Source organism: Epilithonimonas arachidiradicis (assembly GCF_003610695.1).
Classification (GTDB): Bacteria; Bacteroidota; Bacteroidia; order Flavobacteriales; family Weeksellaceae; genus Epilithonimonas; species Epilithonimonas arachidiradicis.
On sequence record NZ_RAQH01000004.1, the window covers coordinates 339,719 to 360,953 of the forward strand.

Below are 21,235 nucleotides of genomic sequence, written 5' to 3' on the forward strand. Positions count from 1 at the left end.
GATTTTAGATTATAAATGTTAGATTATAAATTACTGTTAATGTTAACTTTAATTTAGAATTCTACATTTAAAATTTCTAATTATTTTAATTATTTATCCCAATCCAGAGCGCCTCTTTTCCAAACATAGAAAAAAGCCACAAAGAAAATAGCTACGAATATAAGAACTGCTAAAAAGCCTTCCATTCCAAATTCTCTGAAGTTAACAGCATAAGGATAAAAAAATACGATTTCTATATCGAATAGTACAAACAATACTGCAGTCAGGAAATATTTGATGGAAAATGGCGTTCTTGCGTTTCCTTCTACAGCAACTCCACATTCCCAGCTCTGGTTTTTAACAGAGTTCCCTTTCTTTTGTTTTGGCCCAAGGAAATGAGCACCTAATAAAGAAATAATGACAAAACCAAGTCCAACTGCTGCCTGAATTAGTATTGGAATATAATTTTCCGGTAAATTCATAAGATCTAAATTTAACTATGCAAAAATACTAAATAAAGATTTAATATATTAAATTATCCGGCTTACGAAAAGGAGAGAAAAGTCTGTTTTTATAAATTTAGAATAATTATAAATAAGGGATTATTTTTCTTTATTACCGATTCTCTTGAGAACAAGATAGGCAATGTAAGCGATATATAGAAATAAGACGCTGGCAAACAGGATGTTGATGATTGTATCTGTTTTTTTGTCTTCGATTGGATTCAGAAAGTTGTATAGGACAAACAGAATGATAAGGATGGCGTAGATGTATAATTGCTTTTTCAAATCGGAATTGATTTTAAGGTTGAACTATAATTTCGAAAAATAAATTCGTTAAACGATTGTTTAGTTTTTGATTTCTAATGAATACGTTCTTCTCCGCTTGTGATTGACAGGATTGTAGTCCTGCCAGAGAACCTGTACGTTTTTATTCTCTTCCAGTTCCGGATTAGTTTCAGCAAACTTAATTCCCATTTTTGTAAAGCGATCAAATATTTCCTTAAAAATAATGGCTGTAACACCACGTCTTTGATATTCCGGATGAACGCCGATCAAATAAAAATTAGCTCTGTCGTTTTTCTTTCCGGCTTGCAGAAAATGCCACCAGCCAAAAGGAAAAAGTTTGCCTTTGGATTTTTGCAAAGCTTTTGAATAGGAAGGCATTGTTATCGCAAAAGATACGAGTTCGTTATTTTCATCGGCTACACAAATAATGTAATTCTTATCAATGAAAGGGAAATATTTTTCTTTGTAAGTTTTGATCTGTTCTTCCGAAATTGGCGTGTATGTCGAGAGATGTTTATAGGTTTCGTCTAGTAATTTGAACATCGGATCAACGAGAGGAAGTATCTCTTGTTTTGATTTGAAGTTTATGACTTTCAGTTTGTATTTCTCGGCGATCAAGCTACTGAATTTTACCACTTTTTCCGGTAAAACTTCCGGGAAATTAATTTCGAATTCTACCCATTCCTTTTCTTTGGCAAGGCCAAGATTTTCAAGATGTGTAGGATAATATTCAAAGTTATAAAGACCGATCATAGTTGCCAATTTGTCAAATCCCATTGTCAGCATTCCGGCTTTATCAAGATTGGTAAAACCCATTGGTCCTTCGATCTTGTCTATATGATTGTCCTTTGCAAATTGTATTGCCGTATCGATTAAAGCTTTGGAAACTTCCTGATCGTCGATGAAATCCAGCCATCCGAATCTCACTTTTTTGACTCCAAGCTCCTGCGCTTCTTTATTATTGATCATTACGGCAATTCTACCAACAACCTTATCGTTCTTATAAGCAAGAAATTGTTTAGCAACAGAATATGACAAAGCCGGGTTTTCTTCTTTTTTCCAAATGTTCTTTTCTTCGTTAATCAATGGCGGGACATAATTGGGATTGTTTTTATACAATTCCATCGGAAATTTTATGAACTTCATCAGGTCATTCTCCGTAATCACTTGCTTTATAACAACATTTTCCATATTCTTGCTTATCAATAACACAAAGATAGGTTTTAAGGCAAAATAAGCAATGTTTTGGCATAATTTTTCCTTAAAATCACATAATTATTTTTTATAAAAATGACAGGCTATTATTTAATTATTGGGATTTCGATGCTGTTTAGCTGGATTGTTTCCGCAAGGCTCAAATCGAAGTTCGAGCACTACTCCAAAGTACATCTCAGAAACGGGATGTCCGGAAAAGAAGTGGCAGAAAAAATGTTGAGGGATAATGGGATTAATGATGTTCAGGTGATTTCCGTTCCGGGACAATTAACAGATCATTATAATCCGGAAAATAAAACCGTGAATCTTTCCGAAGCGGTATATATGCAGAGAAATGCAGCGGCAGCGGCAGTTGCGGCTCACGAATGCGGACACGCTGTCCAGCACGCCGTCGGTTACTCTATGTTGCAGTTGAGATCAAAAATGGTTCCTGTTGTTAACATAAGTTCCAGACTTTTACAATTTGTTTTGTTCGCTGGTATTGCAATTATGGTAGGAACAAGAACTATTGATAATCCAAACGGAAATACAACTGTTTTAGCAATAGGTGTTGCGCTTTTTGCAGTGACCACATTATTTGCATTTATAACATTGCCGGTTGAATATGATGCCAGCAACCGTGCATTGAAATGGTTGAAATCTACAGGGACAGTTACAGCGGAAGAATATGAAGGCGCAGAGGATTCTCTCAAATGGGCAGCCAGAACTTATGTTGTTGCAGCATTGGGATCGTTGGCTCAGCTTCTTTATTTTGCTTCGATGCTTATGGGAAACAGAAGGGATTAAAAGTTATGAAAAATTAAATTCCAACAGCAGCATCTCAGACAATTCGTTTGAGATGTTTTCTTTTTTAGAAGTTTTAATATTAGCTTTGATGATACAGATTTCCTTTGCGTCAAACTCAATGATTTTTGCGTCGTATTTATTCAGCAGGGTGAAGATTTGATTTTGCTGAGAAAATTTGAACTGAATATCTAATTCGGTTTCTAATTCTTTGGTAATGATTTCTGCTTGTTCCAATGTGTATTTTGCAGATTCTTTATAAGTTTTAACCAAACCGCCAACGCCTAATTTTGTCCCTCCATAATATCTGATAACGACCACCAAAACGTTTGTGATCTGATGAGCAAGAAGCTGATTGTAGATAGGTAAGCCGGCACTTCCGGAAGGTTCACCGTCATCATTGGCCCGGTAATTTTCTCCATTGATTCCTAATCTGTAGGCGTAACAGTGATGTGTTGCTTTAGGATGGATTTCGTAAAGATGATTCAATTGTTCCTTGATGTCAGTTTCAGAGTTAACAGGATAAGCGAATCCAATGAACTTGCTTCCTTTCTCTTTTAACAGGACATCTTCTATTGGCTTTTTTATGGTTTGGAATTCAAACATTTGTCAAAAATAGAAAATTCTTAAATTAAAATCTTTCCAATTTGCTAAAGTAAAAAAAACATTCCTGCCAATAATAGCAACGCTTTTGCGTAAGTCTCAAAAAATCAGAAAAAATAAAATTCCGTCAATTAATTTTTATGTAATTTTGCATTTAAAATTTTTTAATATCAATGCCTAATACATTAATCATTGGCTCCGGAAGTTATGTTCCGGAAAACGTAATAGAAGGTTCTCATTTCAAAGATGCTGTCTTCTATGATGATAACCATCAGTTGATCGAAAAACCAACAGAGGAGATTATCGAGAAATTTGTGGACATTACAGAGATAGAAAGAAGAAGGTACGCCAATCCGGAAGATTTTAACTCAGATTTGGCTCACAGAGCGTCTCTTGAGGCTATTGAAGATGCAGGTATTGATAAGGAAGAAATTGATTATATTATTTTTGCTACCAATTTTGGTGAGGTAGATGTAAACGGTATTCCGAATTTTATGCCGTCGATGTCAGCAAGACTGAAAGGTAAATTGGGCATCAAAAGAAGAGATTGTATCAATTATGATATGATTTTCGGATGCCCGGGTTGGGTAGAGTCTCTTATTTTAGCTGATACGATGATCAAGGCTGGAAAAGCTAAAACCGTTTTGGTTGTTGGCGGCGAAACATTAAGCAGAGTTACCGACCCTTATGACAGAAATAAAATGATTTTTGCGGATGGCGCCGGTGCTGTTGTGGTGACTGCTACCGAAGATTCTGCAGTTGGTGTTTTGGCGGATAATACGCTTTGCGATAACGGGGAAGAATTGTGTTATTTGGAAAACGGACCATCTTTGAATCTGGAGCACGATCAAAGCCAGTTATTCATCAGAATGAGAGGTCGTAAAATCTACGAATATGCACTTAAAAATGTTCCTGACGCAATCAAAGCGACAATTGATAAAGCTGGTCTTGATATCTCTGATATTGGTAAAATATTGATTCATCAGGCCAATGCCAAGATGGATTACGCAATGATCGGCAGATTGTTCAAATTATATGGACAAAAAGATTATGATCACGCGATTTCTCCGATGACAATCCAGGAGTTTGGGAATTCTTCCGTTGCTACGGTTCCGACTTTGTTTGATCTTATCAGAAAAGGTAAAATGGAAGGTCAGCAATTCACACCGGGTTCTCATATCTTGTTTACGTCTGTAGGAGCCGGGATGAATATCAATTGTGTGGTTTACAAATTTCCGGAAGGGAAAATTTAAATTACAATAAAGTAAATCTATATTTTAAACGTCAATAAGAAAAAAGGAATAGTTCTTATTCCTTTTGTTTTTTTATAATATTATGCAAAAGACTATCTTATTTCTTCTCGGTATATTTTTACTTCTGGAAATTTATGTTTATCAGGCTTTTAAAACGCTTTATTCTAATCAGAATGCAAGATTAATTTATTGGATCCCAACGATTCTGGTTTATGCTTTTTTGTTTTACTCGATTCTCACTTTTGACAGAGCTTCGCACAAGTATCTCAATCTTCAGATTGTATTTTCTGTGATTTTGATTTTTGTATTACCAAAGCTCTTGGTAGCCATTTTTCTTTTGATCGAAGATTTAATGAGACTACTGAATTTCGGTTACAATTATGTCGCAACAGAGAATCACGGTTATCCATCAAGACGAAAATTCATAAGTTTGGTTGGACTTGGTTCAGGAGCTATTTTGGCGGGAATTATTTTGGATGGAATTATCTTCGGAAAATACCGCCATAGAGCAAGGGTAGTAAGGCTTAAACTAAAGAATCTTCCGGCAAGTTTCAAAGGTTATAAAATTGTTCAGATTTCTGATGTACATAGCGGCAGTTTCCAGAATCCAAAGCATCTGCAACATGCTATTGATTTGATTAATGAACAGAATGCAGATTTGGTTCTTTTTACTGGTGATATGGTGAATAATTATGCAGACGAATTTGTCCCGTTTATCGATTTGTTTTCCCAGATCAAAGGGAAAGATGGCAAGTTTGCAGTTCTCGGAAACCACGATTATGGCGAATATGGCGTTTGGAAAAACATTGACGATAGAAAAAATAATATTCCTAAACTTATCGAAAATGAAAGAAAAGCTGGTTTCGAGATGTTGCGGAATGAACATCGTGTCATTGAAAGGAATGGTGAAAAATTATATATTCTTGGGGTCGAAAACTGGGGGATTCCACCGTTTCCACAATTTGGAGATTTGGATAAAGCTTCGGAAAATGTGCCTACAGATGCAGTTAAAATCCTGATGTCACACGATCCTTCCCATTTTGATGCGGTAGTTAAAAAGCATCCTAAAAACATCCAATTAACACTTTCCGGGCATACACACGGGATGCAGTTCGGTATTGACTTGAAAAACTTCAAATGGTCACCTGTGAAATACAAATACCCGAAATGGGCAGACCTCTATGAGAGTGAAGGCAAATATCTATATGTTAACCGTGGTTTTGGAGTGATTGGTTATCCTGGTAGAGTAGGAGTGTTGCCAGAGATTACTGTTTTTGAATTGAGTTAATTTATCAATTCTTTTTTTAATAATAGAAAAGCCTGTTGATCGAATAGATGATAACAGGCTTTTCTATATGGTTGCTGTACACTTCCTTTACCTTGGCTTTATTTCAAGCTTGTTATAAATAATTGAAAAATAAATCTTTTTATTTGATAAATCTTTAATCTTTATTAAAACAAATAATCCTTCATTCTCGAAACAGCTATTTCATTTTCATCGATGAACTGGAAAAGCTGCTCAATACGGTCTTCGAATCTGCGACCAATGTTGATCCTTTTATAAAACGGAAGTTCAAACGGTGACTCGGCGGAATTGAAGAACTGCCAGGCATTGGCATAGATCATAACGTGTTCATTGTTCTTCAAGCTTTCCAGAAGCATACTTTCATAATACTTCATTGGTGTTACCTGGAGCACATAATCATTGAACGGAAGTTGCGAATAAGGCGACTGGCTTTCCGGAACTATGGTTAAATCATTTTGGATATGAACTTCGGTTTTTTCGGTCAGTTTTCGCCACAGAAAATTGAGTCTGGATTCTTCAATATTGGATACGTAATTGAAGTCCAGATTTTTAATTTCTGAGTAAGAAATCTGATGATGTTTTTGCCTTAAACCACGAACCGGTTTTTCCAAAAATTGCTCTAAATTCTGCTTAGTTTTTTCTATGTTTTCTGGTGTGGAATTGACATTATAAAATGCAATTTCGTGGCCTGAAAAAGAGATAGTTTTAATTAACCTTTGGAGCTTTTCCACAAGAGGAATTTCTACGAAAAAAGTAGCTTTGAATTCGTAAAGTTCTAATAAAAGCAGAATGATCTCTGTTTTTTCTTCGATAGCTTTTATCAATTCGTTTTCTGAGATATTTTTATGAATTAATATTTTGTTTTCAGAAACCGATATGTTAAAAGTTAATAATATCACTTAAATTAAAATTTATATATTATTTGTAAATAATTTAAAATCAGATCTTAAAATATATTTTAATTGAATTAATTTAGATTCTCTTATTTTCCTAATTTCTTTTTAAGATTATTTATCATATCTATTGACATTGATGAAATATCAAACTTATAATCCAATCCCCAATCTTGTTTTGCAGCAGAATCATCAATACTCGCCGGCCAGGAATCTGCAATCGCCTGACGGAAATCCGGCTCATATTTAATCTCAAAATCCGGCATTGTTTTTTTGATTTCTTCAGCCAATTCTTTTGGCGTAAAACTCATCCCTCCTAGGTTGTAAGAATAGCGGATTTTCACCTGTTCTTTCGGAGCAGTCATCAGCTTGATTGTTGCATCAATGGCGTCGTCCATATACAACATTGGCATCGCTGTATTTTCGCTGATGAAGCTCGTGTATTTTCCGTTTTCTACAGCCTCGTAAAATATCTCAACGGCATAATCTGTAGTGCCTCCGCCTGCTGGTGCTTTCCAGGAAATCAAACCTGGATAACGAATACTTCGGATATCAACGCCGTATTTTTCGAAGTAATATTCGCACCATTTTTCACCTGCCATTTTGGAGATTCCGTAAACCGTTGTCGGATTAAGTACAACTTCCTGTCCTACATTTTCTTTAGGAATTCCTTTTCCGAAAACTGCAATGGAACTCGGCCAGAATATTTTTTTAATCATACCTTCTTTTGCCAATTCGCAAAGATGAATCAATGGGTCAAGGTTGAGTTTCCACGCAAAAAGTGGTTGCTTTTCCGAAGTTCCGGATAAAAGCGATGCCAAATGATAAACAGTAGTAATGTTATGTTCTTTGATGACGTCTGTAACGGCTTGAAAATTAGTAACATCTAATCTTTCATAATAACCAGCTTCCGTAATGCCTTCTTTCCACTTATCGAGGCCAGAAGCAATCACGTTTTCTTTACCATAAATTTCTGATAATCTTAAGGTTAGTTCTGTTCCGATTTGCCCTAGTGCGCCGGTGATGAGAATTTTTTCTGTCATAGTTTCATTTTTACTTTTCCTGATTCGCAAATCTAATTAAATTTGGGATTGAGAATCAAAAAGAATTCCAATAAATTTTTTAAAAATATCATAATATGCAAAATCAGTCACCCATAATAGAATTTGATGAATTAATTAAGATATCTGAAAATCCGAATCTCAGAATTTTTGATGTCAGAACCGGTCCTGTTGCCAAAGAAGAATATCTTAAAAAACATCTCAAAAATTCAGTTTTTGTTGATTTGAATTCTGATTTGGCAGAAATTGATAATCCAAAAAACGGAGGTCGACATCCGCTTCCGAAATTTGAAAATTTTATCAAAACTCTAGGTAGATTAGGAATTGATAAAGATTCTCACGTTGTGATTTACGACGATAAAAATGGCGCCAATGCTGCTGCAAGATTCTGGTGGATGTTGCGTGCGGTTGGTCACACCAATGTTCAGGTTCTTAATGGCGGATTACAATTTGCTGAAAATCAAAATTACCCTTTAAGTTCTGGTGAATATTCTTATTCTGAAACTGAATATATTTCTGAATACAAAGATTGGCAATTACCACAGATTTGGATGAATGATGTGAAAAAAGCAACACAAGATTCGGATGCTGTGATTGTAGATGTTAGAGAATCACAACGTTATGAAGGTATTGCCGAGCCGATTGATTTGGTCGCAGGACATATCCCGAATGCTCAGAATTATCCTTTTATTGATAACCTGGATGAAATAGGCTTGTTCAAGTCTCCGGAAAAACTTAGAAATCTATATTCAGAATTATTTGAAAATTATGACAAGAACAAAATCACGTTCCATTGCGGAAGCGGCGTAACGGCTTGTCATTCTTTGTTAGCTTTGGATTATGCAGGTTTTGATATTCCGAACTTGTATGTTGGAAGCTGGAGCGAGTGGAGCAGGAATGAGTTAGAGAGTTTTTTGGGTTTTTAGAGTGGAAGAGTTTTAGAATGAGAGTCTTCGAGGTTTAGAAATAATAATTCTATAGCTCTGTAACTCTAAAATTCTCAAACCCAAAAAACTCTCTAACTCAAAAACTGGCTCGGATCTGCATACTTCCAATGTGGATGGTTCTGTCACCGGAGTTTCGACCTTCATAGTTGACATTCAATTGAATGAAGGAATTAATGGCTTGCTGGATATATAAAGTCCAGACCTGATTTTTCCCAGCTTTCAGGCCTTCCAGCATTTGATTTCCAACAATGCTGTAGCTGTTGCCCGTGAAGTCATTGTTGATGAATGAAAAGTTAGCTCTAATGGACGTCTTCGATTTTTCCCATTGAAGTGTTCCTGATATTTCGTAGGTTTTTAAAAGTTCTTCGCCGTCGGTTCTTTTTTTCTGGCGCAATGCTCCAAATAATTCTGTTTGCAGAGTTTCGGTTAATTTGTATGTAGCTTTTGGTTTCGTTTCCCAGTTTTGAAGAAGGTAGTTTCTTGTATTGTAAACCTGTGAGCTATTGGTCACATTCTGGAGCGTGTTTTCCCAATCCGCACGGAAAGCTTTCGTAAAGGAATAACCGAGATTCATAAAATGAGATTTCTGAGAATGTTCCTCATTGCTGAAATTAGCGTTCACCAAATTATCATTGTCCGTGTATCGGTAACTTCCGTTCCAACCGGATTTGTCATTGGAATTGAATAAAGCCGAAGCCAGAATGTTCTGAGTTCTCAGTAATTGATCCCTTTGTTTTTCGAAAGGATTCCAAACCAACACCTTGCTGCCTTTTAGATAAGAATTCTGTGAAAGTAAGGATAGGTTAAAGTTCCAACGTTTAAGGAAAGCATTTTCTGAACTGATGATGACAGAAGGATTGACGAATAATGCGACCTGAAGCTTATTTTTATTAGAAGCAAGATAATTGACGCTGTTGGTGTAAACTCTAATGTATTGCGCTAAATCTGCATATTCTGCCACTTCAAATTCGTCTAATTGCTGAACGCCGTCGTTATTATAATCCGTCCATTTATAAACGCCTTGTCCGTCGGTCACTTTGATATACTGGAACTCACGTTGCGCTTCCTGTCCATTTCCTAATTCGTAGAAAAGTTGCAGACGCATTCCGTTTTTGAATAACTGCTGATTGTAAAGGATATTTCCTACAACAAAATCCTGATTCTGATCGTTTGCAAAAGTTTGGTTCTCGTAAAAGAATTTTCTGTAATGAACCAAAGTCGATAATAGAGTAGTCTCGGTTTTGATGATTTGACTTTCCGCCTGAATCCCAAGAATATTGTTCATCTTTTGTAACCGATTATCCAGAACAGAGTCATTGCCTCGGAAATACATTTTTGCCAGTAATTTTGTTCTTACAGAATCTGCAATCTTCTTCTGAATGAAAACTTCTTTCCAGCTAAAACTTGTCAAATCCAATGTCTGGGTTGCGTTATATTTTTTCTCGTTATGTTCCATAGAACCGCCTAACATCCAACTGCCTTTTTTACCAGCTAATTCGGTTGAAACCGCTCCCCGGATAAAAGTGGTGTTAAGGTCTGTGGATTTGGTATCCAAATAAGAAATAGCTCCTAGATTGGTGAATTTCCCAATTCTCCAGGCGGCATCCAAATCATTTTTAATTCCTTTATAAGTATTAGTTTCTTCAAGATAATTGATTTTATAATTGACAGAAGATTTTTTATTAAAGTCATTCAGAAAAGAAAAGATAAATCGATTCTGCGTAATCTGACTGAATTCATTGGTTAGGTTAAAGTCTCTCCAAAAATCAACATTGTTAATTCTGTCCAGAATGTGAAAATTCTTCTGGATGACCTGATATTCGACCATTGGTATTCCTGTCCAAGTGTTTTTCCGGAAGGTTTTATTAGCATAGATTCTTGCTGCATAACCGATATTCTGCTTATTATCTTTTGATGAATAAAGGTTGAGATCGTAATTGCTCATCGAAATATCAGTTCCAATAACACCTTCATTTAATGCATATTCAACGTTAGCAGAATAAACCTGTGATTTTTCCGGAGCAGGTAATTTTCTGACTGCCATATAATCTCCCAAACCAGTTCCTACATACTGGAAAACACGACCATTGTTGGTAGACTGCTGTAATTGATAATCTCCTTTCCCACTTCCGAAATAAGTGAAAGACACCTGATAAAGTACCTGTGTTTGGTCCGTAGAAAACTCGTAATGAAAAGAATCGGTCGTGAATACTTTTTTGTAGAGAATTTTATTTACGTCATATTCGGTTTCTACACCAGACGGCGAATACATAGAATCCTGATTGTTTCCTGCATTAACCAGTGTTTGCTTGTCTTCATCGCTGAGATTCAAAGATAAAGGCGCATTTTTATTGTCATTCTCCATAAACCAGCTGAATCCGGCTTTCAGTTTTTCTCTTTGATGCCTGATGCTTCCTGTAATCAAAAATCTTGTATAATTGCGATTGGTGTAATTATAAGATACGTTGATGAAATTCTGTTTATAAATTGGCCGAAAACTGGTAAATGTGATTTCCCCTGTATTGTAATTGATCGTATAATCCTGATTCTCGCCACGTTTCATCAATATTCCGTCGATGTAGACCTGTTCCGAACCCGAAATAATCGTAATAAACAATTCTCCATTTTTCCCAGTCAATCGATAAGGCCCTTGATTGCCTTCAATTCCTTGGAATCGCATTCTGAAGAATTCACTTCTTGCAACGCCACCGGAAACGTCAACGGAAGTTTTATTACCATTCTTTTCCCAACTCGTGAGAAATTGCAGACCCATACTTCGTCTTTGATAGCGTCCGAAATAAGTCGTTTCATCATTCAGGTCGAGATGTCCTGCCCGGATGATACTATGGTTTTTGATATTAAGCTGAAGATAGATTTTGTCAAATTCCTGTAAGGTCTGAGTGTATCCATCAGCCTGAACAGGAAGATTATGGTCCGAAATGGAAGCCAAAATAGAAACATCAGGACTTAACTTTCCGGAAATCTGCATATCCATAGAACTCTGTACAGATGAGCCTTGATTATTACCAAAAGTAATACCTCTGATAATGGAACCTTTGGAATTGAGTTCGCCGAGAATCCTTTTCTTGTCGTTTTTTACAAGCACTTCTTCGTCATAGATTACCCGATTCTGTTTTTTGATAAAGTCAAGCGTGTCTTTGGTGTAAAAGTCCTGATTGATTTTAGAAATAATAACACTGTCTTTTTTAAGGGAATCTTGTGGAATATTTGGATTTTTCCAATTGAAGATCTGTGCATTAATCTTGATTATTGCAAAAAAAATACAGATTATTAGGAAAATTTTATTTATCTTCGACACCCTTTTCTTATGATGTGTAAATGTAGCAATAATCGAGGTTATAGCGAGTTAACAATTATTTAAAACGGAAAAAAGGTATATAAAATTATAGTTGATATTAAAATTTTATATTTGCCGGACAAAAAAACGGAACAATTTTTAAACTTTATATTATGAAAAAATTTTATTCTTTATTAGCAGCAGCAGTAGTTGCTGTAAATCTTCAGGCACAAACAACGGTTTATTCAGAAAATATGGGTACACCATCTGGTACTACTGCTATTGCAGCTAATACATTTCAAAATTCAGGAGTTACATATTCTGGTTCGGCAGATGTAAGAGTTACAACTGTATCTACAGGTTATGCAGGAGCTTCTGGGGGTGGAAATATTTTCTTTGCAGGTACTGCAGGTACTAATTTTGTAATAAACGGAATTGATACGACAGGTTATACAAATTTAGTATTGAGTTTCGGTCATTTAAAATCGACTAATGCATCTAGCAATGAGCTTACAGTAGAAGTAAGTGAAGATGGTACAACTTGGACACCACTAACTTATTCCAGAGCTACCGGAGGTGGAACTTCCAATGTATGGGCGTTGATTACAGCTTCAGGTACAATTCCTGCAGTTTCTTCTCTTAAGATCAGATTTACTAATACAATTACAGGACAATTCAGATTAGACGATGTCAAATTAGTTGGAACAAAAGAAACAATGGCAGTAGGAGATGCTACAAAAGGAAAAGCTAACTTGGTGAAAAATACAGTTGTAGCAAACGAATTGATCTTCGGAGCTTCTGCAAAAGTTTCAGTTTATAACGCTGCAGGTCAGGTTGTAAAGACTGCTGACGTTTCTGAAAATTCAAGATTAGATGTTTCTAATTTGGTTAAAGGGACTTATGTTGTGACAGGTCTTGTTAATGGACAAGCTGTTTCTCAAAAAATCATCAAGAAGTAATTTAAAATACTTCTATTATATAAGCGCTGTCAGTTTTTGACAGCGCTTTTTTTGTTAATTGAATATTATTTAGAATATAACAGATTTTTAACTGTAAGTTATTGATTGTTATTGTTTTATTAATGATTTGGTAATCTAAAGTAAAATGAATCGTGATAGATTTGACACAAACAAAATCTAAATAATCTAATTATGAAAAAGATCTATTCTTTCTTCGCTGCAGTTGTTTTAACTGCAACAATGTATGGGCAAACAACCGTTTTTAATGCCACTTTTGATGATGTGGATGGAACTGGAGGCAGTGATGGTAACTGGGCTTCCAGCGTAGCAAGTAATGCGCTTGCAAGCTATACAACAGGAGGTAACTGGGATTTGACAAGGGCTTATAAAGGTGCAGGTTGTCTGAAAATGGGAACTGCAAGCGTTTTGGGCGTATTGAAAACACCAGGCATTACTTTGACAGGTAACGGAACACTTACTTTCAGAGCGGCAGCCTGGAACGGAAACAATGAGCAAACCACTCTGAAAATTTCTGCTACAGGAGGAACTTTGAGTCTGGCTACGGTGACTCTTGCGAAAGCCAGCTACACAACTTATACCGTTAATATAACCAATGCAACCGGAAATCTGGTTATTGCTTTTGAAGGTAATGCAGCAGCAAATGGCAGATTTTTTATTGATGATATAAAAGTCACAGCTCCAACAATGGCTATTGCAGATGTGACTAAAGCAAAAGTTAATCTGGTTAAAAATACCATTGTAACCAACGAGTTGATTTTCGGTGTTTCTTCAAAAGTATCTGTATATAATACTGCGGGACAGATGGTGAAATCTGCTGATATTACTGAAAATGGAAGATTGGATGTTTCTGCTTTGCCAAAAGGTAATTATGTGATAACAGGCCTCATTAATGGACAGGCAGTATCTCAGAAAATTATCAAAAAATAATTTTGCACTAAACTTATAAATGAACGTTGCTAATCCTGGCAACGTTTTTTTTGTTTTAAAAACTATTGAGTTTTAATGTTTGTTATATATGATTTAAAGCAGGCTTAACATTTCATCACATTAATATGTTTACATTTGCGGAAGAAAAAAAAGGGGAAAATGCTGGTGCTTACTGAATGTTAATATTTGACAGTAAGAAATTCAAAATATTGACTGTAATGAGGTTTGTCGATATGAAAATGTTAAAAAATAAATAAAATTTTGCTGAATACATTTTTTTGTTAACTTAGCATCCCTTTATAATAATTAAAAAACAATTTTTTAAACTTTAATAAAATGAAAAAAATCTTTACAATTTTAAGCGTTGCAGCTGTATCTTTAGTATCAGCTCAAAACTTGATCACAAACCCAGGATTCGAAAACGATTTGACAGGATGGGCTAAAGGCCCAACAGCAGCCTATACAGCTCCTACAATTTCTTCTGATGCTCACACTGGTGCGAAAAGTGCAGCCTATATTGGAGCAACTGCTACTACCGGTTTTTTTCAAACAGTTCCAGTAACTGCAGGAAAAACCTATGTTATTGAATTCTGGTATAAATCTTCTGGTGATGATACTGATTCCAGATTATGGAGTGTTTTCAGAGATTCTGGAGGTGCTGCTGTTTATACAACAACAGATGCAACAACTGATCCATTTAGAACTAATAACTTGTATTTACCATCAGCTTCAGCTTGGACTAAATATACAGCTGAGATGCCAGCCGGGACAGGTGCTGTTTCTTTAGAAGTTGCCTTCAGAGTTTATAACGGTGGTTCTGGGATATTTGACGATGTGATGGCATATGACAAGGCATCTATGGCAGTTTCTGATGTTGCGGGTTTTGACAAAGCTGTTCAGTTTAACACAATCGTAAAAGATCAGATTACTTTCAAATTGCCAGTTAAATCAACTGTAAATATCTACTCTGCAGAAGGAAAACTAATCTCTTCTAACAGAGTTGAGAATGGAGGTTCTGTTAACACACAGTCTCTAGTTAAAGGTGCTTATATCGTAACTGTTGATAATGGTGCTAACAAAATCAGCAGAAAAGTTATCAAAAACTAATTATAGTTATTTGTAAAATATAAAGGCTTCCAAATTTTGGAGGCCTTTTTTATTAATGTAAATTAATCAATAATACCTAGTTTCATAGCAATAGAAACTAATTGTGCCGTATTGGTAATATTTAATTTATAAAAAATATTTTTTCTATGCGTTTCTACAGTATTAATACTTATATAAAACATATTGGAAATTTCTGAACTGGAATACCCTTTACTTATAGCTATTACTATTTCTTTTTCCCGCGGGCTTAAAATATTTTTTTTGAAATTGATATCCTGATTATCAATTTTCTTAGAATAATAATGTTTTTCATTTTTATTATGAAGATTCTTTATGACTTCTATAAGCTGTTCTTTAGGTGTGTTTTTAAGCAGATAAGCATCAATATGCTTTTTATTTACAAGATCCCGAAAGCTACTCATTACTATTATTTTGATGTCAGACTGTTTTTGCTTAATCAGGTGTATCAGCTCTAGCCCGTTCATATTAGGCATAGATATGTCAGTAATTAATATATCTATAGGTTGCTTTTGAATTAATTGTAAAGCGAGCATTGCATTGTCTACTGCAAAAATAATTTTAAAGTCCTCCTGAGCAGATAAAATTGACGTTAATCCATCTAGAAATAATTGATGATCATCAACAATACCAATTTTTATCATATTTCAAAAGTTATTATAATTGTTGTTCCTTTTCCGGGATAAGAATCGATTTCCATTTCTGCGTTGAAGCTTTGTAGTCTTTCTTTTATATTCTTTAAGCCAATGCCGGTTGTTTTATCATTATCTGAAAATCCGTTACCGTTATCTTCCACTATCATACATACTGTATCATTATTTTTAGTTACTGTCATTTGAATATTTGTCGCTCTTGCGTGTTTTCTGATATTTGTAAATAATTCCTGGGTAATTCTGTAAAGATGGGTTTTCACATTATCATTAACATGATCTAAAGCATTTTCCGGAAAAAACAGAATATTTGTAGTGATATTATTTTCTTCATTTTCTTTGGACAATTTCGTTAATAGCTGATGGAATGTTTTTTCTACCAGAAAATTATCACTCAGATTGTGAGAGATCTCTCTTATCTCAGAATGCAGAGTGTCTATATGCTTCTTTATAACGGATAATTTTTCGTTTTGAAGTTTTTCATTTTCTTTGTCCAGCATATAATTAATGCCTGCCAGGCTGCCAGCTACACCATCGTGAAGATCCTTTGCCAATCTGTTTCTCTCTATGTCCTGACCTTCCATCAGGTGTTTTGTCCGGCTTAGCTCTTGTTGTTTTTTGTTGAGTTTATCCTGATTTCTTAGTTTATTTTTATAAAAAACAAATACAATGAGTAGAAGAGAACTTACAGAAGATAAAGCCATATATATTCTGGTTTTTTTGGCTTCCTGCAACTCATTCTGCTGGCTCAAAAGTTTTATTTGACTGTTCTTTTTCTCAACTTCATATTTAGCGAGCAGCTGATTGTAGTTTTTTTCTTTTTCTATAGTAAAAAGGCTGTCTTTGAGTTTATAGAATATGTTTTGATAGGCATATGATTTTTGATAGTTGTTATCTTTTTTATAAATTTTAATTAGATTTTTGAGAATATCTAATTTATAATTGATTGGTATTCTTTCAATATCATATTCCTTGTAAGCAGATTCATAATAGTTGATAGCATTTTGAATGTCATTTTTATTCATGTAATAAGCTCCATAATTGAAATTTAAATAAAAATAAAGGCTTTTATCATTGAGCTGTTTTAGAAGCGTTTCTGTTTTTTTTAAAAATACCAATGCTTTTTCATTTTTAGAACTATCTGTAGGATCTAAAAAAATATTACTCTGATTCAATCTAATATTAAACTGTTCCTGTTTATCATGGGTTAATTCGGCTAGGGAAAATGCTATCTCATAATATTCATTAGCTTTTCTGTTGTTTTTACCTTGTAAAGCATTGGCAATGACAATATATGAAGTTAATATTCTGGCGGTATCCTTTGCTAATATGGAATATTTGGTAGTAAGATGATAATTTTTCAGTGCTGTAAGCGTATCGCCTTTATCAATAAAAAGATTTCCAAAGTTCAAGTATAAAATTGCGTAATATTTGTTGTCTGGACTTTTCTCCAAATAATATTGCATTTTTTGATATTCGTTGAAGGCTTTATCATATTCTCCTTTTTCGTAAAAAAATACGCCTCTTAGATTATGGACGCGATAAAGAGCTGAAATATTGTTTGTCTTTTTGGCATATAAAAATGCTTTTTCGTTGTAGTCTTTGCTCTTTCGGTTATTGCCAATATGATAGTAATAGGCAGCGTATAAAATAAAACATCTTGAAGCATAGTAATCATTGCCTATTTTTTTATTAAGAATACTGGCTTGATTACAATAATAAAGAGCAGAATCTGAATTTTTATTAATAACAGAGCCGAATTTATCAAAAAGCCGATCTAATTTTTCAATTTTTTTCTGAGCAAAAACAAAAATATTATTTAGAATAATGAGGAAAATCAGAAGTTTTTTTTTCATAAAAATCACGGCATTATGTGATAAAAATTTTTTACCCGTTGCTATATCTTTGCTAAAGATAGTTAAATTCTTGTTTTTATGAAAATGAATCTCGTCGTTATGATGTCTTCGATAATATCATTTTTTAATGGCCAGACTACAACATGTAATTATGTAGAAATTAACCCTAAGTCTAAAGGATATGTTTGCGAAGAGAATATTTTGTTCTTTACAAGCTCAATTGATACTGAAGTGAGAGGTAGTATCTCTGCCACAAATGAAATTTTTGTAACTCCGACTCAAGGTTATGGTATCCTTGTTTTGCCAAACAGTCCTTGTGTAGGTTGTGCAGAAAGTGATACGGGAGGAATTGTTGTAAAACCTCAAAAAAGTGGCAATGGTGGAAAAGATAAGTTGAAAAAATCAAATTTACAAGAAGCTGAGAATATACAGGGGTTGATAATTGAAAAAAATCCGGTAGACAATTTATTAAAACTTTCTTTAAGCCAGGGAATAATAAAAGAGGTTATAATTTTCGACAAAACCGGTAAACAAGTCAAACGCAAATACAATATATATAAAACCGCAGAAATAGACGTTAGCAGTCTTCCTAAAGGCGTTTATGGGGTAAAAACAATAACCAATAATAACCAAACTTTTACAAAACAATTTATTAAAAATTAAGAACTATGAAAAAAACATTATTACTAAGCCTTTTAGCATTAACAGGAATTGCTAAGGCACAATGGTCTCTAACCGGAAATGCAGGTATAACTCCAGGAGCTAATTTTATTGGGACTACAGATTCAAAAGATTTAGTTTTTAAAACAAATAATACAGAATGGATTAGACTTACGACTAAAGGTAGATTAATATTTCAAAATATTGATAATGGATTTGGTTGGAACAACAACCTTTTTATTGCAGGAGGAAATGATTTTGCGACAGGATTAGGTAATACTGCTGTCGGTCTGGGATCATTAGTTTTTGTAACAACAGGAGGGGGTAACACTTCATTTGGAGCCAATGCATTAATGGAAAATACTACTGGTAACAATAATACAGCTATTGGTATCAATTCTATGACAAATAATGTTGGCGGTTCAGATAATACAAGTGTAGGCTTAAATTCGTTGAATGGAGGGGGGACTTTGGCTGAAAATACAGCTATTGGTTTTGCTTCTATGGCAAGATATAATGCTACATCTAGTGATGCAGTAGCTTATAATACTGCTTTAGGTGTTAAAACATTAATTAATATAAAAAATGGCAATTATAATACTGCTTTAGGAAGAAATGCATTGAGGGATTTGGTAGTTGGTAATAATAATATTTCGATTGGAGCAAATTCTGCATCTAATTTATCTTCTGGAAGTAATAATATTCTTATTGGTTATGAAACAACAGTAAACACCGGAAGTATAAGTAATCAATTAAATATAGGTAATTGGATTAAAGGTAATAATGGAACTATTGGTATTGGTACTTCTAATCTTCCTGCTGACGGAATAGCGACTGATGGAAATAAATATAAATTATATGTTAAGGATGGAATAAAAACAGAAAAGGTAAAAGTAGACATAGCTGCGGATAATGGCTGGGCGGATTATGTTTTTGCCAAAGATTATAAGCTGATGCCACTGAAGGAAGTAGAAAACTATATCAATATAAATGGACACCTTCCGGAGGTGCCATCTACAGAAGAAGCTATCCAAAATGGTATAGAATTAAAAGAGATGAACATTCTCCTTCTTAAGAAAGTCGAAGAGCTAACATTACATTTAATAGAACAAGATAAGAGAATTGGAGAATTAGAAGCTAATAATAAAAAATAAAGTATGAAGAATTTTATTTACATTTTTATACTTTTTGTGATAATTCCTTCATCAAAAGCACAAAGTAATTCTTTTCCTTTTATTTGCGCCAATCAATTTGGTGATGAATTGAAAATTAACGTATTAAACAAAATAGATGCTAAAGAATTAGAAATAAATTCTATAAGCTGTAGCAATACATCTCAATATTATAGTAGTAATGATTACACTTACAATCATTATAATCTTTATTTACCAAGTCCATCGGATAATGTTATTTATCTAAAACTTAATTTTATTTTTCTTACTAAACCTGATGGTACAGGAAATTTTGAACAAGGTAATCCAGAACATGTTGGATTTATTGATGAAGTAATAAGTAGGGTGAATCAAACTCTAATTAATCTAGATGGTTCGCCAACTTCATCTTGTGAAGGTTATGGACAGACCCATCTGACTAACACTAAAATTCAATTTGTCATTAATAAAATATGGAAAATAGATCCAGCTTGGGATTATTTGCAAACAGGGTACGATACGACTTGCCCAAACCAGCCTTGTTCAAATTTCAGTTCAACAATTAATCCTAATTCATCATCATATTATTATTCCTATTATGACAATGATCCAACTATTCCAATGGGTATCAATATAGTCTTTGCAAATAATGGAAATGTATATAATGAAATGGTTAATAATCACAATTATAGTTTGTCAGGAACACAAGGTTGGGCAGCCTCACAAGTTCCATCAAATTCAAATTTTTCACAAAAGCTTAGACAGATATTTCCAGATGTCTATCTTACATATCTTTGGATGAAAAATGTTGTTGCGGACCCCAATGTCCCTAATCCAACATCATGGGAAACAGTTCGAGGTTGGCATGTTACAAATTTAAGAAAGGGTATTATTCACGAGACTGGGCATAATTTTAATCTTGGTCATGAAAATAATTGTTATATGAATATTATGAATCAAACAGGAACAGCTCCGGGCAATTTTCTTAGTAATCTCCAAATTTCTAAATTGTATCTTGCTGCGTCCACTAAAAGTACTCGACAATATTTTACGGAAGATTCTTTTAAAAATACCAATATTGATGTGAGGGATAATCAAACTTGGGACTTGAATTTTAGATTATATTCTAATGTAAAGATTGATGATAATTCGAGTTTGAAAGCAACTTGTAAAATAATAATGGCTCCAGACAGCAGATTTATTGTTAAAAATGGTAGCAATTTTATAATTGAAGGCGCTGAGATCACTTCTGCAAATAACTCTACATGGAATGGTATTAAGGTAGAAGGTAATGGATATCTTTTAATCAATCCTAATACTTTGATTGATACAGGATATTTTTATGCATATGCCAATAATAGAGCAATAATTGGAGGACCTGTAATAGACACCGAATCTATTAGAAACAGTAATAACAAGTTAGTTGATGAGAATACAATAATTGAAAAAGATTATAAAATCTACCCTAACCCAACAGGGGATTTTATTAACATTGAAACTAAGAATAAAATTTCCAAGGTTGAAGTATATAATCTTTTAAATAAATCCTTTTCTCCAAAATATAATAACAATCAAGTGGATGTTAGAAATTTACCTCAAGGTAATTATATTCTAAAGATATATAGTAGTTCAGGAGAAAAAACAATACATTTTATCAAAAAATAAGGTAGCGTCTCACTAACTGTGTAAGTTAAAAAGTTATTCTGAAAAATTTTTGAGCCCTCTAAAGCTCAAAAATAATTTTCGGAAATAACTTTTTA

General features: G+C 34.0%; 19 protein-coding genes. 10 read left to right on the top strand and 9 right to left on the bottom strand.

What is annotated here, in order from left to right; translation table 11 throughout:
- Positions 1 to 89: 89 nt before the first annotated feature.
- The 3 genes from BXY58_RS09325 to BXY58_RS09335 form a co-directional block, all read right to left on the bottom strand.
- Positions 90 to 461, bottom strand: coding sequence for an NADH-quinone oxidoreductase subunit A (locus tag BXY58_RS09325; RefSeq protein ID WP_120213583.1), 372 nt, complete (start codon positions 459 to 461; stop codon positions 90 to 92).
- Between the two features lie 120 nt (positions 462 to 581).
- Positions 582 to 767 (bottom strand): hypothetical protein, encoded by a 186-nt coding sequence (locus BXY58_RS09330; RefSeq protein ID WP_120213584.1) that lies wholly within the window; start codon positions 765 to 767, stop codon positions 582 to 584.
- Between the two features lie 60 nt (positions 768 to 827).
- A complete protein-coding gene (locus tag BXY58_RS09335; RefSeq protein ID WP_120213585.1) occupies positions 828 to 1,958 on the bottom strand; it encodes a GNAT family N-acetyltransferase in 1,131 nt (376 codons plus the stop codon).
- Between the two features lie 99 nt (positions 1,959 to 2,057).
- Between BXY58_RS09335 and BXY58_RS09340 the strand changes: the two genes are divergently transcribed.
- Entirely contained in the window at positions 2,058 to 2,768 is a 711-nt protein-coding gene (locus BXY58_RS09340; protein ID WP_120213586.1) for a zinc metallopeptidase, read from the top strand.
- A gap of 3 nt (positions 2,769 to 2,771) precedes the next feature.
- On the opposite strand, the gene BXY58_RS09345 is transcribed toward BXY58_RS09340, so the two are convergent.
- Complete coding sequence (locus BXY58_RS09345; RefSeq protein WP_120213587.1) at positions 2,772 to 3,371, bottom strand: IMPACT family protein; 600 nt, start codon at positions 3,369 to 3,371, stop codon at positions 2,772 to 2,774.
- 170 nt (positions 3,372 to 3,541) lie between these two features.
- Here BXY58_RS09345 and BXY58_RS09350 point away from each other — a divergent pair, with 170 nt between their 5' ends.
- The gene (locus BXY58_RS09350) at positions 3,542 to 4,621 is read left to right on the top strand and encodes a 3-oxoacyl-ACP synthase III family protein (RefSeq protein ID WP_120213588.1); all 1,080 of its coding nucleotides are present in this window, start codon (positions 3,542 to 3,544) and stop codon (positions 4,619 to 4,621) included.
- 82 nt (positions 4,622 to 4,703) lie between these two features.
- Entirely contained in the window at positions 4,704 to 5,909 is a 1,206-nt protein-coding gene (locus BXY58_RS09355; protein ID WP_120213589.1) for a metallophosphoesterase, read from the top strand.
- Between the two features lie 164 nt (positions 5,910 to 6,073).
- Here BXY58_RS09355 and BXY58_RS09360 read toward each other — a convergent pair whose 3' ends face one another.
- The gene (locus BXY58_RS09360) at positions 6,074 to 6,826 is read right to left on the bottom strand and encodes a polysaccharide deacetylase family protein (protein WP_120213590.1); all 753 of its coding nucleotides are present in this window, start codon (positions 6,824 to 6,826) and stop codon (positions 6,074 to 6,076) included.
- Positions 6,827 to 6,909: 83 nt separating this feature from the next.
- Complete coding sequence (locus BXY58_RS09365; protein ID WP_120213591.1) at positions 6,910 to 7,863, bottom strand: NAD-dependent epimerase/dehydratase family protein; 954 nt, start codon at positions 7,861 to 7,863, stop codon at positions 6,910 to 6,912.
- 95 nt (positions 7,864 to 7,958) lie between these two features.
- Between BXY58_RS09365 and BXY58_RS09370 the strand changes: the two genes are divergently transcribed.
- Positions 7,959 to 8,807, top strand: coding sequence for a sulfurtransferase (locus BXY58_RS09370; RefSeq protein WP_120213592.1), 849 nt, complete (start codon positions 7,959 to 7,961; stop codon positions 8,805 to 8,807).
- Positions 8,808 to 8,904: 97 nt separating this feature from the next.
- On the opposite strand, the gene BXY58_RS09375 is transcribed toward BXY58_RS09370, so the two are convergent.
- A complete protein-coding gene (locus BXY58_RS09375) occupies positions 8,905 to 12,147 on the bottom strand; it encodes a hypothetical protein (protein WP_371868466.1) in 3,243 nt (1,080 codons plus the stop codon).
- 152 nt (positions 12,148 to 12,299) lie between these two features.
- Here BXY58_RS09375 and BXY58_RS09380 point away from each other — a divergent pair, with 152 nt between their 5' ends.
- The 3 genes from BXY58_RS09380 to BXY58_RS09390 all read left to right on the top strand — a co-directional run bounded on the left by BXY58_RS09380 (position 12,300) and on the right by BXY58_RS09390 (position 15,140).
- Positions 12,300 to 13,085: a T9SS type A sorting domain-containing protein gene (locus tag BXY58_RS09380; RefSeq protein ID WP_120213593.1), complete on the top strand. Its 786-nt coding sequence runs from the start codon at positions 12,300 to 12,302 to the stop codon at positions 13,083 to 13,085.
- Positions 13,086 to 13,277: 192 nt separating this feature from the next.
- Positions 13,278 to 14,033, top strand: coding sequence for a T9SS-dependent surface endonuclease, AS87_RS02955 family (locus BXY58_RS09385; protein WP_120213594.1), 756 nt, complete (start codon positions 13,278 to 13,280; stop codon positions 14,031 to 14,033).
- A 336-nt stretch (positions 14,034 to 14,369) separates the two neighbouring features.
- Entirely contained in the window at positions 14,370 to 15,140 is a 771-nt protein-coding gene (locus BXY58_RS09390) for a T9SS type A sorting domain-containing protein (RefSeq protein WP_120213595.1), read from the top strand.
- 62 nt (positions 15,141 to 15,202) lie between these two features.
- Here the strand turns inward: BXY58_RS09390 and BXY58_RS09395 are convergent, their stop codons facing one another.
- Positions 15,203 to 15,802, bottom strand: a complete 600-nt coding sequence (locus BXY58_RS09395; RefSeq protein ID WP_120213596.1) for a response regulator transcription factor — start codon at positions 15,800 to 15,802, stop codon at positions 15,203 to 15,205.
- The gene (locus BXY58_RS09400; protein WP_120213597.1) at positions 15,799 to 17,664 is read right to left on the bottom strand and encodes a tetratricopeptide repeat-containing sensor histidine kinase; all 1,866 of its coding nucleotides are present in this window, start codon (positions 17,662 to 17,664) and stop codon (positions 15,799 to 15,801) included. The genes BXY58_RS09395 and BXY58_RS09400 overlap by 4 nt, the downstream gene beginning before the upstream one ends.
- 78 nt (positions 17,665 to 17,742) lie before the next feature.
- Here BXY58_RS09400 and BXY58_RS09405 point away from each other — a divergent pair, with 78 nt between their 5' ends.
- From BXY58_RS09405 to BXY58_RS09415, 3 genes are read left to right on the top strand one after another with little or no spacing between them, the layout of a single operon-like run.
- Positions 17,743 to 18,327, top strand: coding sequence for a T9SS type A sorting domain-containing protein (locus BXY58_RS09405; RefSeq protein ID WP_120213598.1), 585 nt, complete (start codon positions 17,743 to 17,745; stop codon positions 18,325 to 18,327).
- 5 nt (positions 18,328 to 18,332) lie between these two features.
- A complete protein-coding gene (locus BXY58_RS09410) occupies positions 18,333 to 19,478 on the top strand; it encodes an autotransporter outer membrane beta-barrel domain-containing protein (RefSeq protein ID WP_120213599.1) in 1,146 nt (381 codons plus the stop codon).
- Positions 19,479 to 19,481: 3 nt separating this feature from the next.
- Positions 19,482 to 21,140 (top strand): T9SS type A sorting domain-containing protein, encoded by a 1,659-nt coding sequence (locus BXY58_RS09415; RefSeq protein ID WP_120213600.1) that lies wholly within the window; start codon positions 19,482 to 19,484, stop codon positions 21,138 to 21,140.
- The last annotated feature ends 95 nt before the right edge of the window (positions 21,141 to 21,235 follow it).

Bases quoted from the DNA above. Each gene is read 5' to 3' on its own strand.
- BXY58_RS09365 (WP_120213591.1), bottom strand. From the start codon at position 7,863: ATGACAGAAAAAATTCTCATCACCGGCGCACTAGGGCAAATCGGAACA.
- BXY58_RS09335 (WP_120213585.1), bottom strand. From the start codon at position 1,958: ATGGAAAATGTTGTTATAAAGCAAGTGATTACGGAGAATGACCTGATG.
- BXY58_RS09415 (WP_120213600.1), top strand. From the start codon at position 19,482: ATGAAGAATTTTATTTACATTTTTATACTTTTTGTGATAATTCCTTCA.
- BXY58_RS09395 (WP_120213596.1), bottom strand. From the start codon at position 15,802: ATGATAAAAATTGGTATTGTTGATGATCATCAATTATTTCTAGATGGA.
- BXY58_RS09390 (WP_120213595.1), top strand. From the start codon at position 14,370: ATGAAAAAAATCTTTACAATTTTAAGCGTTGCAGCTGTATCTTTAGTA.
- BXY58_RS09410 (WP_120213599.1), top strand. From the start codon at position 18,333: ATGAAAAAAACATTATTACTAAGCCTTTTAGCATTAACAGGAATTGCT.
- BXY58_RS09350 (WP_120213588.1), top strand. From the start codon at position 3,542: ATGCCTAATACATTAATCATTGGCTCCGGAAGTTATGTTCCGGAAAAC.
- BXY58_RS09380 (WP_120213593.1), top strand. From the start codon at position 12,300: ATGAAAAAATTTTATTCTTTATTAGCAGCAGCAGTAGTTGCTGTAAAT.
- BXY58_RS09405 (WP_120213598.1), top strand. From the start codon at position 17,743: ATGAAAATGAATCTCGTCGTTATGATGTCTTCGATAATATCATTTTTT.
- BXY58_RS09325 (WP_120213583.1), bottom strand. From the start codon at position 461: ATGAATTTACCGGAAAATTATATTCCAATACTAATTCAGGCAGCAGTT.
- BXY58_RS09355 (WP_120213589.1), top strand. From the start codon at position 4,704: ATGCAAAAGACTATCTTATTTCTTCTCGGTATATTTTTACTTCTGGAA.
- BXY58_RS09345 (WP_120213587.1), bottom strand. From the start codon at position 3,371: ATGTTTGAATTCCAAACCATAAAAAAGCCAATAGAAGATGTCCTGTTA.
- BXY58_RS09340 (WP_120213586.1), top strand. From the start codon at position 2,058: ATGACAGGCTATTATTTAATTATTGGGATTTCGATGCTGTTTAGCTGG.
- BXY58_RS09370 (WP_120213592.1), top strand. From the start codon at position 7,959: ATGCAAAATCAGTCACCCATAATAGAATTTGATGAATTAATTAAGATA.
- BXY58_RS09400 (WP_120213597.1), bottom strand. From the start codon at position 17,664: ATGAAAAAAAAACTTCTGATTTTCCTCATTATTCTAAATAATATTTTT.
- BXY58_RS09385 (WP_120213594.1), top strand. From the start codon at position 13,278: ATGAAAAAGATCTATTCTTTCTTCGCTGCAGTTGTTTTAACTGCAACA.